General features: G+C 36.1%; 12 protein-coding genes. 10 read left to right on the top strand and 2 right to left on the bottom strand.

Going from position 1 to position 13,770, the window contains the following annotated elements:
* Window positions 1-10 precede the first annotated feature (10 nt).
* On the bottom strand, window positions 11-1,162 hold the full coding sequence (locus BA768_RS02920; RefSeq protein WP_065719628.1) for an ATP-binding cassette domain-containing protein: 1,152 nt from the start codon (window positions 1,160-1,162) through the stop codon (window positions 11-13).
* Between the two features lie 105 nt (window positions 1,163-1,267).
* Between BA768_RS02920 and BA768_RS02915 the strand changes: the two genes are divergently transcribed.
* From BA768_RS02915 to BA768_RS02870, 10 genes are all read left to right on the top strand, one after another.
* Complete coding sequence (locus BA768_RS02915; protein WP_065719627.1) at window positions 1,268-2,116, top strand: hypothetical protein; 849 nt, start codon at window positions 1,268-1,270, stop codon at window positions 2,114-2,116.
* A 184-nt stretch (window positions 2,117-2,300) separates the two neighbouring features.
* Window positions 2,301-3,581, top strand: coding sequence for an L-fucose:H+ symporter permease (fucP, locus tag BA768_RS02910; RefSeq protein ID WP_065719626.1), 1,281 nt, complete (start codon window positions 2,301-2,303; stop codon window positions 3,579-3,581).
* A gap of 159 nt (window positions 3,582-3,740) precedes the next feature.
* A complete protein-coding gene (locus BA768_RS02905; protein ID WP_065719625.1) occupies window positions 3,741-5,381 on the top strand; it encodes a UxaA family hydrolase in 1,641 nt (546 codons plus the stop codon).
* 198 nt (window positions 5,382-5,579) lie between these two features.
* Window positions 5,580-6,344: an SDR family NAD(P)-dependent oxidoreductase gene (locus tag BA768_RS02900; RefSeq protein WP_065719624.1), complete on the top strand. Its 765-nt coding sequence runs from the start codon at window positions 5,580-5,582 to the stop codon at window positions 6,342-6,344.
* 230 nt (window positions 6,345-6,574) lie between these two features.
* Window positions 6,575-7,426: a fumarylacetoacetate hydrolase family protein gene (locus BA768_RS02895; protein ID WP_065719623.1), complete on the top strand. Its 852-nt coding sequence runs from the start codon at window positions 6,575-6,577 to the stop codon at window positions 7,424-7,426.
* Window positions 7,423-7,752: an L-rhamnose mutarotase gene (locus BA768_RS02890; RefSeq protein WP_065719622.1), complete on the top strand. Its 330-nt coding sequence runs from the start codon at window positions 7,423-7,425 to the stop codon at window positions 7,750-7,752. Before BA768_RS02895 ends, BA768_RS02890 begins: the two co-directional genes overlap by 4 nt.
* Before the next feature lie 172 nt (window positions 7,753-7,924).
* Window positions 7,925-8,749 (top strand): amidohydrolase family protein, encoded by an 825-nt coding sequence (locus BA768_RS02885; RefSeq protein ID WP_185114188.1) that lies wholly within the window; start codon window positions 7,925-7,927, stop codon window positions 8,747-8,749.
* Between the two features lie 240 nt (window positions 8,750-8,989).
* Window positions 8,990-9,772, top strand: coding sequence for an SDR family oxidoreductase (locus BA768_RS02880; RefSeq protein ID WP_065719621.1), 783 nt, complete (start codon window positions 8,990-8,992; stop codon window positions 9,770-9,772).
* Window positions 9,773-9,833: 61 nt separating this feature from the next.
* The gene (locus BA768_RS02875; RefSeq protein ID WP_034673547.1) at window positions 9,834-10,064 is read left to right on the top strand and encodes a hypothetical protein; all 231 of its coding nucleotides are present in this window, start codon (window positions 9,834-9,836) and stop codon (window positions 10,062-10,064) included.
* On the top strand, window positions 10,054-10,347 hold the full coding sequence (locus BA768_RS02870; protein WP_034673545.1) for a type II toxin-antitoxin system RelE/ParE family toxin: 294 nt from the start codon (window positions 10,054-10,056) through the stop codon (window positions 10,345-10,347). Before BA768_RS02875 ends, BA768_RS02870 begins: the two co-directional genes overlap by 11 nt.
* A gap of 48 nt (window positions 10,348-10,395) precedes the next feature.
* Here the strand turns inward: BA768_RS02870 and carB are convergent, their stop codons facing one another.
* Complete coding sequence (gene carB, locus BA768_RS02865; RefSeq protein WP_065719688.1) at window positions 10,396-13,575, bottom strand: carbamoyl-phosphate synthase large subunit; 3,180 nt, start codon at window positions 13,573-13,575, stop codon at window positions 10,396-10,398.
* Window positions 13,576-13,770 lie beyond the last annotated feature (195 nt).

Here is a 13,770-nt window from a genome sequence, read left to right as displayed (position 1 = left end):
TTAATGAAGATTAATTAACGAAAAACCTTCTTGTAGAAGATGAAATATTTCTGATGTATACCAATTCGGTTTTGGCATTTCCAAAAGCAGAAATCACATCATAAAACTCGGTTTCTGAAGAGAAATAAGCTACATAGACTCCCCCATTGAAATTCAGTTTTTCGAGATTAAAATCTTTGAAAACTTCCAATAATTTTTCGCGTGATTCCGGAGTATCAATTTCTATGATTAAATGGCTGTTTTCTGCGTTCTGAAGTTCAGAATTGTCTTTGTACTGACCATTTTTCAGAAAAATTACCTTATCCGAAACTTTTTCAACTTCATACAATTGCTGTGAACTCAAAATCAAGGCAATCGGATTGTTCACAGAATTGGCAATCGATTTTAAATCTTCCAGAATTACTTGTTGCGCCAAAACATCGAGGTTTGCCAACGGCTCGTCAAGTAAAAGAATTTCAGGCTGTCTGAGAAGTGTTCTTGCCAGTTCGAAACGCATTTTGTAACCGGAAGAAAGCTCGCTCCATTTCAGATGCTTGTAATTCCACAATCCGAGACGCGCGATCATCATCAAAGTTCGTGTTTCATTTTCTTCAGGTTTTACGCCGTAATTTGAGAGAACAAATTTCAGGTTATCCTTAAGACTTCCATACCATTTTTCGGTTCGCTGCGGAATATAAACCAGCTTTGTACGAAGATCATACTCATCTTTCGGCTCAACATTGAATGAATAATTGAGTTCGCCTTCATTAAAAGAAATTTCTTTAGCCAAAATTCTTAAAAGTGTCGTTTTCCCGTTTCCGTTCTCACCTACCAAACCATAAACCTGTCCTTTATTAATTTCCACAGAAACCGGACCCAACGAAAAGCGATTGCTTCCGTAAGATTTCAGAATATTTCTTGCCCGAAGCACAGATTTTTCCAGAGAATGTTCCTGAACAGGAATTTTTTCGATTTTCTGAAGAAGGTTTTTTGATTTTTCAATGAGCTCTTCGGTGTAAGTCGGATACTTTTCTTTCCAGTCCGTCAATTCAATGGCTTCTTTATAAATTTGCATGTTTTGTGTATCCATGGCGCAATCGAGAAGCTTCCTGAAACCCAGAACAGTATCTTTGTTGTCGAAGAAATGATAAACTTCGTTCACACGATGTTGATGTTTCGTCATTTGTTTTATTTAATAAATCTAATATAGATAAAATTCAAGAATAAATTATATCAATTCATAGAGAAAAATTTATTGATTATATTTGGTTAAATTTTATTTTTAAAAATGTTCAAAAAAATATTCTTTAATTTTATCATGATTGTTGCTTCAGCTATTATTAATGCTCAGGAAACGATTCCTTTTCGATTAACCAAGCACAACAACATTATTGTAAAAACATTGGTGAATGACAAAGATTCTCTTCATCTGATGTTTCAGATTGCGATGGAAGATTGCTCTGTTTCACCTGAAAGAAACCGGAATGCAGATCATATAAAATTCACCGATGAATTGAGTGACGGAAATACTGTGCAAATCGGGAACAAAAAATATGAAAACATACGGTTTTTTGACAATGAATTTTCCGGTCACGAATCTGATGGGAAAATCGGAACAGGAATTTTTAAAGATAAATATTTTAAAATCGATTATGATAATAATCAGTTTGTAAGTTATGAAAAAGAGCCAGATCTGAAAGATTATCGGGCAATGAATCTTTTTATGAAAAACGGACAATACTTTATTGAAGCTGATGTCGTCATCGAAGATAAACAGCAGGAAGCTTATTTTCTTTTACAGTCGGGTTATTCGGGTGGACTGATTTTTAGCAACCAGTTTTCTGATGAGAATACATTAGATAAAAAACTGAAAATTACAGGTGAAAAATCATTAAAAAATTCCGCTGGTAAAACAATCACAACAAAACATGGAATCTTACCATTTTTTAAATTCGGAAATATTGTTCTGAAAAATGTTACAGCCGGATTTTTTACAGGAGAAATTAAAAATCAGAAGACCAATTATCTTGCTGCAGATGTGATGCGTAGATTCAACTGGATTTTTGATAAAGACAGAAAAACGGTTTATATAAAGAAGAGTAAATATTTTGATGAGCCATATTATAAAATTTTATAGATAAATTTTCAACTATCTTGTACTATCCTGCCCCATTAATTTTTACTATCTAATTTTTTTATACTTTTAAAAAGTTAGAAAATGATTAAAAAATTAGAATACAATTTATTAAGATTGATTCTAAAAATGCAATGCGCAATCGATTAACCATTTTCTGAATTATAAAAATTTAGAAATTAACCCAATGAATAGTACCCATTCCGGAAACACTGTTTCTTCTGCTTCAAAAAAGAAAAACTATGGTCTTCCTCTGATTCTTATCACAAGCTTATTTTTCTTTTGGGGATTTATCCATAATCTTGATCCGATCTTGATTAAACATTTGAGAAGTGCCTTTCAACTGAATCATTTTCAGGCATCATTAGTCGATTCGTCTGTTTTTGCAGCGTACTTCTTATTAGCAATTCCAGCAGGAATGATTATTCAGAAATATGGTTACAAAACCGGGATTTTGGTTGGGCTATTCTTTTTTGCGGCAGGTTGTTTTCTGTTTATTCCTGCAGCAAACACGATTAGTTACCCATTTTTTCTAGGAGCGCTTTTTGTTTTGTCTTGCGGATTGGCTATTCTGGAAACAGCTGCCAATCCATACATTACCATTTTAGGTCCACAGGAAAAAGCGACTCAAAGATTAAATTTCGCGCAATCTTTCAATGGTTTAGCAGCTTCCATTGCTCCAATTATTGGCGGAGTTTTTATCTTGGCTGAAGAACCAAAATCACAGGAAGAGCTTTCAACATTGAGTGAAGCAGCAAAATTGGCATACATTCAGACAGAAACATCATTGGTAAAAGGACCTTACCTAATTTTAGGATTGATTCTTCTATTGGTTATGATTTTATTTCTATTCATTAAACTACCTGAAGTAAAAGAAAGCGAAGAGAAATCAACTAAAAGTTTCCTACAGGTTTTAGGCGTGAAAAATGTCGGTTGGGGCGTTTTGGCTCAATTCTTTTATATCGGCGCACAGATTTATGTTTTCAGCTTTCTTTTGGTTTTTGCAGAAGATGCGATCAATATGGCTGGACAGGAAGCAAAATATTATGCAGGAGTTACAGGATTATTATTTATGATCGGACGTTTTGCCGGAACATTTTTCATGAAATATATTTCGCCTCAAAAACTTTTAAGAATTTACAGCGTTATGAGTATTATTCTCAGTATTTGGGTTATCGCAGGAACAGGAATTTCAACACTGTATGCATTGGTTGGAATGACATTTTTCATGTCTATTATGTTCCCAACCATATTCGCATTGGGAATTGAAGGCGCAGGTTCAGATACAAAACCTGCTTCAAGTTTATTAATTATGTCAATTGTCGGAGGCGCAATTATTCCGCCTATTGCAAGTAAAATCACAGATATTTCAGGGAATATTCATCTATCCTATATTGTCCCTCTATTCTGTTTTATCATCGTGTTTTTATTTTCATTACGATTTAGAAATAAAACATCTGTACAATAAATAAAGAATAAAAGTATTTGGTCTTTGCTGAGCAGAGCGCTTTTGCCTCAATTATATACTTATATTTTGAATCGGCGAAACTTCGTTTTGCGAACGAAAAATATGCAGAACAATAGTAAAAAAATCTTTGCGCACTTAGCGTTTAAATGATATTAAAAAATGAGCAATTTAATTTTAAAAATAAATCCAAAAGACAATGTTTTAGTCGCTTTGCAGGATATTCCGGCAAATACCGAAATTATTTTTGAAGGAATCAAATACAAAACTTTAGAGGAAATTCCTGCCAAGCATAAATTCTTTATGAATAATATGAAAAACGGCGATGAGATTTTCATGTACGGTGTTTTGGTGGGTAAAGTTCAGTACGATTTGTCAGCCGGCACAAGGATGACAACTGACAATACAAAACACGCTGCCGAACCTTTTTATTACCGTGATGTCGATTATCATTGGACAAAACCTGATGTTTCAAAATTCATCAATAAAACTTTTAAAGGCTATCACCGTTCAAATGGCGATGTGGGAACAGCTAATTACTGGCTTTTTATTCCGACAGTTTTTTGTGAAAACCGAAATCTTGACATTATTAAAGAATCTCTTTACAATGAATTGGGTTATGCAGTTGATGAAAAGTATAAGAACTACACGCATCAATTGGTTGAAGCTATTTCGAAAGGAGAAAATATTGAAGAGCTTGATTTTTCCCCATCCAATATTCCTAAAAAAGAAAGAGTCTTTAAAAATGTAGACGGAATCAAGTTTCTAAACCATACAGGAGGTTGTGGTGGAACGAGGCAGGATGCGGATACTTTAAGCAAACTTTTAGCTTCGTATGCAGACCATCCTAATGTTGCAGGAGTAACATTGTTAAGTTTGGGTTGTCAACATCTTCAGATTGAAAATTTTAAGAAAGATTTATATAATCGAAATCCAAATTTTGATAAACCTTTACTCGTTTTCGAACAGCAGAAAGCTGAAAGTGAAGAAACAATGATCAAAAAGGCCATTTTTGAAACCTTAAAAGGTCTTCTTGAAATTAATAAAATTGAACGGGAAGATGCACCGCTCAGCAAACTTTGTGTAGGCGTAAAATGTGGTGGAAGCGATGGTTTCAGCGGTATTTCAGCAAATCCAGCAGTGGGACATTTGGCAGATATTCTCTCCGTTTTGGGAGCGAAAGTTTTGCTGGCGGAATTCCCAGAATTATGTGGTGCTGAACAGGAATTAATCGACAGAGCGGTTGATCAGCCAACTGCCGAGAAATTCATTAAACTCATGACAGAATACGATGAATTGGCGCATGCCGTCGGTTCAGGATTTTACATGAATCCATCACCGGGAAATATCAAAGACGGATTAATTACCGATGCCATAAAATCTGCCGGAGCAGCCAAGAAAGGTGGCTCTTCTCCTGTTGTTGATGTTTTAGACTATACTGAACCTGCAACAAAACCGGGGTTAAGTCTCGTCTGTACGCCAGGAAATGATGTGGAAGCAACTACAGGAAAAGCAGCTTCAGGAGCAACTTTAATTTTATTTACAACTGGTTTGGGAACTCCGACAGGAAATCCCGTTTGTCCGGTGATTAAAGTGGCGACGAATACGGCTTTAGCGACGAGAATGTCGGATATTATCGATATTGATACGGGTGCAATTGTGCGGGGTGAAAAAACGATTCAGGAAATGGGGGAAGATATTTTAGACTTCTGTATTGAAGTGGCGAGTGGAAATATTATTCCTAAAGCTGTAGCGTTGAATCAGGATGATTTTATTCCCTGGAAAAGAGGGGTAAGTCTTTAAATAAGATTCCAAGTAAAAAGTAAAAAGAGCCAAGGTTGTGACAACTCGCTAAAGTTTGAAAACAAACAAATCTTTGAGATCTTAGTTAAGTGAAATCGAAGATTCGAAGTAGTCAAACGCCTTTGCGAACTTAAAAACAATTAGTAGTCAAAAAATCTTAGCGTACTTTGCGTTAAAAAAAATACAAAAAATAATAAAATGTTTTCATTAAAAAATAAAAAAGCAATTGTAACAGGCGGCGGAAGCGGAATCGGACAAGCCATTGCTGTCCAACTCGCAGCCAATGATGCGGAAGTTCATATTATTGAAATCACAGAACAAAACGGACAGGAAACTCTGGGAAAAATACAATCTTCCGGGGGAAATGCAAAAGTTTATGCGTGTGATGTTTCAAAACAGAAAGATGTTTTGGCTGTTTTTGAGCAAATTGGAGCGATTAATATTCTTGTGAATAACGCCGGAATTGCACACATCGGAAAAGCAGATACGACTTCAGAAGAGGATTTCGACAGGATTTACAATGTCAATATTAAAGGAGTGTACAACTGTCTGTTTGCAGCCATCCCACAAATCAGAAAATCTGGTGGTGGTGTGATTATTAATATGGCATCGATTGCGGCTTTGGTAGGAATTCCTGACCGTTTTGCATACAGCACGGCCAAAGGCGCGGTAAAGGCAATGACGATGAGTGTTGCGAAAGATTATATTAACGAAAATATTCGTTGTAATTCGATTTCTCCGGCAAGAGTTCATACGCCTTTTGTTGATGGATTTTTAAAGAATAATTATCCTGATAAAATTGAAGAAATGTTTGAAAAATTGTCGAAAACCCAACCGATCGGAAGAATGGCGCAACCAGAGGAAGTTGCTTCTTTAGCGCTGTATTTGTGCAGTGATGAAGCTTCATTTATTACGGGTGTGGATTATCCTATTGATGGTGGTTTTACGACTTTAAATAATTAAAAAATAACTTACAGATTATTTTCTTTAACGCAATGTTCGAAGATTATAAATAAAACTGGCAAAAAATCCGTTCGCAAGGGCACTTCGTTCAAAGTGCCTAGGCTGAGTGAAATCGAAGGTTCGACGTAGTTAAACGCCTTTGCGAACGAAAAATATGCAAAACATTATTAAAAAAAATCTTAGCGCTCTTTGCGTTTAAATTAAATATTCAAAGACAATAAAATTTAAAAATGAAATTAATAAAATTCGGAAAACCGGGACAGGAAAAACCGGGAGTCATTATTGGCGATAAAAGATATGATGTTTCGCATTTGGTGAAGGATTATGATGAAAAGTTTTTTTCCGGCGATGCTATCGAAAATCTAAAAGCAGAAATTCATACCCAAAATCTGCCTGAAGTTTCGCAGGAAGAAAGATTGGGAGCGCCTTTGGCAAGACCTTCAAAGATTATCTGTGTTGGTTTGAATTACAAAGATCACGCAGAAGAAACCAATGCGCCGATTCCGCAGGAACCGATTTTGTTTTTTAAGGCGACTTCAGCGATTGTGGGTCCGAATGATGATTTAATTATCCCTAAAAACAGCGTAAAAACCGACTGGGAGGTGGAATTGGCTGTTGTTATCGGGAAAAAAGCGAGTTATGTTTCGGAAGAAAATGCGCTTGAACATGTGGCAGGATATGTTTTGCACAACGATTACAGTGAAAGAGAATTTCAGCTGGAAAGAAACGGGCAATGGGTAAAAGGAAAAAGCTGCGATACTTTTGCGCCGATCGGCCCTTTCATTGCGACGCCTGACGAAATTGAAGATATTCACAATCTACGTTTATGGCTGAAAGTGAATGGAGAAATTCTACAAGACGGTAATACTTCTAATTTGATTTTCAATATCCCTTTTGTGGTGAGCTACATCAGTCAGTTTATGACGTTGCTTCCGGGCGATGTGATCACGACGGGAACGCCTGCAGGAGTCGGTTTGGGACAAAAACCTGAGCCTTGGTATCTGAAACCGGGAGATATTGTGGAGTTGGGAATTGATGGTTTAGGAAGCAGTACACAGAAAGTAAAAGCATACGACGAATGAAAAAATACTGTCTTGCTTTAGATCTCGTTGATGATCCTGAATTGATTGCTGAGTACGAAAAATACCATCAGAATGTCTGGCCTGAAGTGAAGCAAAGTATTTTGGATTCGGGAATTAACAATATGGAAATTTATCGTGCACAAAACCGTTTATTCATGATAATTGAGGCGAATGAAAGTTTTTCTTTTGAAGCTAAAAATGAAGCCGATAAAAACAATCCGAAAGTTCAGGAATGGGAAGAGCTGATGTGGAAATTTCAACAGCAATTGCCCAATTCAAAGTATGGAGAAAAGTGGCAGGTGATGGATAAAATGTTTTCATTGTAATTCATTTTTTTAAACCGCAAAAGTTTCAAAAGATAAAGTTTCAGAAAATAGAAGTTCAAAAGTTTACAAATGTAACCACTTTATCATAATGGTTTTGGTATCTTTTAATTTTCTAAACATCAGAAAATCTTTTTAGTGCTTTTGTGGTAAATATTTAACAAAATTTAATCAAATGATTATAGATTCTCACGTACATTTTTGGGAATTTGATCCGGTTCGAGATGCCTGGATTACGGAAGAAATGTCTGCGATTAGAAGAGATTTTTCACCCGATGACTTTTCATTGTTTTTAAATGAAAATCAGGTTAAAGGATGTATTGCGGTTCAGGCTGATCAAAGTGATGAAGAGACAAAGTTTCTGGTCAGTTTGGCTAAAGAAAACTCGTTCATCAAAGGAGTTGTGGGATGGATTGATTTAACTTCTGAGAAATTGGAAGAATCACTTCAAAACTATCAATCTGAAAAATTAATTAAAGGTTTTAGACATATTGCTGAAGGTGAAGAAACCGGTTTTTTATTACAAGAAAATGTTTTAGAAGGAATCTCAAAACTTCATCAATTTGATTATACTTTTGATATTTTATTAAGAAAGGATCAGCTTTCTGACGCAGTAAAACTTTCGGAAAAATTGCCCGATCAACCATTTATTCTGGATCATTGCGGAAAACCGGATTTAAAAACTATTGATCTAAAAGATTGGAAGTGTAACATTTCAGAACTTGCCCAAAACCCAAATATATATTGCAAAGTTTCAGGACTTTTGACACAAGGAAATTGGAATAGCATTGATGAAAAATCGATTTTTGAAACTTTGGATTTCATTTTCTTGCAATTTGGAATTAAACGTTTGGTTTTTGGAAGCGACTGGCCTGTGATGCTTTTAGGAGGAAATTATGCGTTGTGGCTGGAATTGATTTCAAGATATGTAAGTCAGTTTTCGAAGGAAGAACAGGAGCTTTTTTATTCTGGAAATGCGGTAAAGTTTTACAAATTATAACTAAAATTTTAACCATAAAAGTCACAAAAGTTTTTGACACATGAGTCACATTAGAATTAGTTGAATACTTTGAGAATATTTAGAACACATAAGCTTTAAAAATCGAAGATTTTGTTGTGGGAATTTGATAACTAGACATTTATGTCTTTGCTGAGTGAAACGCCTTTGCGAACGAAAAATATGCATAACAAAATTCAAAAAAACTTTGCGTGCTTTGCGTTAAAATAAAAACAAAACATTATGAACTTAAATTTAAACAATAAAATAATCATCGTAAGCGGCGGTGCAAAAGGCATCGGAAATGGTATTGCTAAAGTTTTAGCGGAAGAAAAAGCTTTCCCAATTATTATTGGAAGAAATGAAGAAGACAACAAAAAAGCCATTCAGGAAATCCAGGATCTTGGAGGAAAAGCTGATTTTATTACCGCCGAACTTTCCCAATCCGAAGAATGCAAAAAAGCTATTGAAGAAGTCGTAAAAAAATACGGAAAAATTGAAGGTATCGTTAATAATGCCGGTGTAAATGATGGTGTTGGTTTGGAGAATGGTTCGTATGAGAAATTCATTGACTCTTATCATAAAAATGTGGTGCATTATTATCTTTTGGTGCATCATGCACTTCCCTATCTTAAGAAAAGCAAAGGTTCCATTTTAAATATCGGCAGCAAGACCGCAGAAACCGGACAGGGCGGAACTTCTGGTTATGCAGCTGCAAATGGGGCAAGAAATGCCTTAACAAGAGAATGGGCGGTTGAGCTTTTGCCTTACAGTATTCGTGTGAATGCCATTATTGTTGCTGAAGCATGGACTCCACTCTACCAATCGTGGATTTCGACTTTTGAAAATCCTGAAGAAAAACTAAAAAGTATTACATCAAAAATTCCTCTGGAAAATAGAATGACAACTTCAGAAGAAATTGCGAATATGGCTGCGTTTTTATTGTCTGAAAAATCTTCGCACACGACGGGACAGTTGATTCATGTGGATGGTGGATATGTGCATTTGGACAGAAGTTTGGGGTAATAAATCATTTTTAATTTTATTTAAGTTAAAAGAAATTTATAAATTTGTTTAAAACGAAAAGATGGAATCTGCTACATTAAAAAACATCAACAAAATTCTTAAAGACGCTCCAGAAAATATTTTGGAGAGAATTTTAGGTTATATTGAAGGAATTTTAGAAGAAGAAAATACTGATTTTAAACTTTCTGATGAGCAAAAAGAAAGTCTTCGTCAAATAAAAAAAAGATCCTACGAACAACATACTGAAATTGATACTTTTCTTAATGAAATGAGTTCAAAATATGGCATTTAAGATTATCATTTCTGATGAAGCAAAAGCAGATCTTGAACATTCCTATCTTTACTATAAAACAAAAGTCAATAAAAAAATCGCCGATAATTTTTTCAAAGATTTTAAATCTAGTTTAAATACTATTTCGAAGAATCCTTATTTTAAAATTTGGTTTGAAGATTTTCATGGAAAATTAATGAAGAAGTATCCTTTTCTGATATTTTACACTATTGATAAAAATGCTGGAATTATTGTCGTTTCAAGAGTTTTTCACACATCAAAAAATCCTGAAAAATATCCATAAAAAAAGCGGAAGAAAAATCTTCCGCTTCTACTTTATCTTAATCAAAAATTACATTGTTTCCATTTTGAAACTCATGCTTTCGATTACTTTTAAGATGGCTTCAACCGTATCCATTGATGTTAAACAAGGAACACCGTTTTCAACGCTCATTCTTCTGATCTGGAAACCGTCTCTTTCAGACTGCTTTCCTTTGGTCATTGTGTTGACAACATACTGAACTTTTCCTTTTTGAATTAAATCGATCAGATTGACATCTTCTTCGCCGATTTTGTATCCGATTTTGCATGGAATACCTTTTTCTTCGAAGAATTTTGCAGTACCTTCCGTTGCCCAGATTCTGAAACCAACTTCATGGAATCTTGATGCCAGATCAGCTGCCTCTTGCTTATGTTTATCAGCGACCGTGAACAAGATTGAACCGTGCATCGGAACTTTTCTTCCTGCCGCAACCAATCCTTTGTAAAGGGCTTTTTCCAAAGTTGTATCTTTACCCATAACCTCTCCTGTAGACTTCATTTCTGGACCTAAAGAGATGTCAACTTTCGTTAGTTTTGAGAAAGAGAACACAGGAACTTTTACGAAAACGCCTTCTTTATTTGGAACCAATCCGTTTTTGTATCCTAAATCTGTTAATTTCTGACCTAAAATTGCTTTTGTAGCCAAATTTGCCATCGGAACATCCGTGATTTTAGACAAGAAAGGTACTGTTCTGGATGAACGCGGATTTACTTCGATTACATATACATTTCCTTCGAAAAGAACGTACTGAATGTTCATTAAACCAATTACATTCAATCCTTTCGCTAATCTTTGAGTATAATCTACCAAAGTATCTACTTCACTTTGTGAAATATTTTGTGGAGGATACACTGCAATCGAGTCTCCGGAGTGCACTCCCGCTCTTTCGATGTGCTCCATAATTCCCGGAATGATTACCGTTTCACCGTCGCAGATCGCATCAACTTCAATTTCTTTTCCAACCATATATCTGTCGACCAAAACTGGGTGTTCCGGACTTGCATCTACCGCAAATTCCATATAATGAGCCAATTCGGCTTCCGTATAAACAATTTCCATGGCTCTACCTCCCAAAACGTAGCTTGGACGAACCAATACCGGATAACCGATTTCGTTGGCAATTTTTATCGCTTCTTCTTTTGAAGTCGAAGTTTTTCCTAAAGGCTGAGGAATCCCCATTTCCTGAAGGGCTTTTTCGAACTTATCTCTGTTTTCAGCTCTGTCAAGATCTTCCAGAGAAGTTCCCAAAATTTGGACTCCATAGGAAGCTAATTTATCTGCTAAGTTGATGGCTGTTTGTCCACCAAACTGAACTACAACACCTTTTGGTTTCTCAAGATCGATGATGCTCATCACATCTTCTTCCGTCAACGGTTCGAAGTATAATTTATCTGAAATTGAGAAGTCTGTGGAAACTGTCTCAGGATTGTTATTGATGATAATTGCTTCATAACCCATTTCTTTGATTGCCCAAACCGAGTGAACGGTTGCGTAATCAAACTCAACGCCCTGCCCGATTCTGATTGGTCCGGAACCTAAAACAACAATTTTTTCTTTTTCTGTAACCACAGATTCATTTTCTTCCTCGTAAGTTCCGTAAAAATAGGGCGTTTCGCTGGCAAATTCAGCAGCACAGGTATCAACCATTTTGTAAACAGGTACTACTCCGTTTTGTTTTCTGAAGTTATACACCTCACGCTGCGTGACTTCCCAAAGGTGAGCGATATTTAAATCTGCAAAACCTAATTTTTTAGCTTTAATTAAAGTTTCAAGATCAAATTTGTTATCGGCAATTATTTTTTCGAAATCAATTAATTTCTTGATTTTCCAGATGAAAAACTTGTCGATTTTACTCCATTCTACGATTTCTTCCCAATCGTAACCTCTTCTTAAAGCATCTCCGATGATAAACAATCTTTCGTCATCACAAACTCTGATTCTTCTTTCGATTTCTTCTGCCGTTAAAGCTTCTGCCTGCTTAGTTTTTAAACCAATATGTCTGATTCCAGTTTCCAGAGAACGGATGGCTTTCTGTAAAGACTCTTCGAAATTTCTTCCGATGGCCATTACTTCACCTGTTGCTTTCATCTGAGTTGATAATCTTCTGTCTGCCGTTTCGAATTTATCGAATGGGAATCTTGGGAATTTAGTAACCACATAATCCAAAGCCGGTTCAAAACAAGCGTAAGAAGTTCCTGTAACCGGATTCATGATTTCATCAAGCGTTAAACCAACCGCGATTTTTGCAGCAATCTTTGCAATCGGATAACCTGTTGCTTTCGATGCCAAAGCCGATGAACGTGAAACTCTCGGATTAACTTCGATGATGTAATAATCAAACGAATGTGGGTCTAAAGCCAGCTGTACATTACAGCCACCTTCAATTCCTAATGCTCTGATGATTTTCAGTGAAGCGTTTCTCAGCATCTGATATTCTCTGTCAGAAAGCGTCTGAGAAGGCGCCACAACGATCGAATCACCTGTGTGAACCCCCACCGGATCTATATTTTCCATGTTACAAACCACAATGGCGTTGTCGTTTGCATCACGCATTACTTCGTATTCAATTTCTTTGAATCCCGCGATTGATCTTTCGATCAAACATTGTGTAACCGGACTGTATTTTAGACCTAATTCAGCGATTTCTTTTAATTCAGCTTCATTGGCGGCAATTCCACCACCTGTTCCCCCCATTGTAAAAGCAGGACGAACGATTACAGGATATCCGATTTCTTCAGCGAAATTTAATGCTCCTTCAACCGTATTTACGATGTCAGATTCAGGAACCGGTTCATTTAATTCTCTCATCAGTTCACGGAATAAATCCCTGTCTTCCGCTCTGTTGATTGCTGAAAGTTTTGTTCCTAAAACTTCTACCTTACATTCTTCAAGAATTCCTGATTTTTCCAATTCTACTGCCATATTCAGACCAGTCTGACCTCCCAAAGTTGGTAAAAGCGCGTCAGGACGCTCTTTTCTGATGATATGACTTACAAACTGAAGTGAAATCGGCTCAATATATACTTTATCTGCGATTTCAACATCCGTCATAATCGTTGCAGGGTTTGAGTTAATCAAAATTACCTTGTACCCTTCTTCCTTCAAAGACAGACAAGCCTGCGTTCCTGCGTAATCAAATTCCGCCGCCTGACCGATGATGATTGGACCTGAACCGATTACTAAAATTGTTTTTATGTCGTTTCTTTTCATTTTTTTCTTTTTTATTATTCCATGGGTTTCACCCACGGCTACTGTTGTTGAACCATTTCATGGTTCTGTTCTTGGTTGTTTCACCGTTTTCCATAGGTTGCACCTACGGCTATTCATATTGAATCCTTCGGATTCGTTGAATTCTGATATTTAAATTTCAGCGGCGAATTGCACGCAGCCCGACTTGAGCGGAAA

It is taken from the genome of Chryseobacterium sp. CBo1 (genome assembly GCF_001693475.1).
Taxonomy (GTDB): Bacteria; Bacteroidota; Bacteroidia; order Flavobacteriales; family Weeksellaceae; genus Chryseobacterium; species Chryseobacterium formosense.
This window is presented reverse-complemented; position numbering and strand designations above follow the sequence as displayed.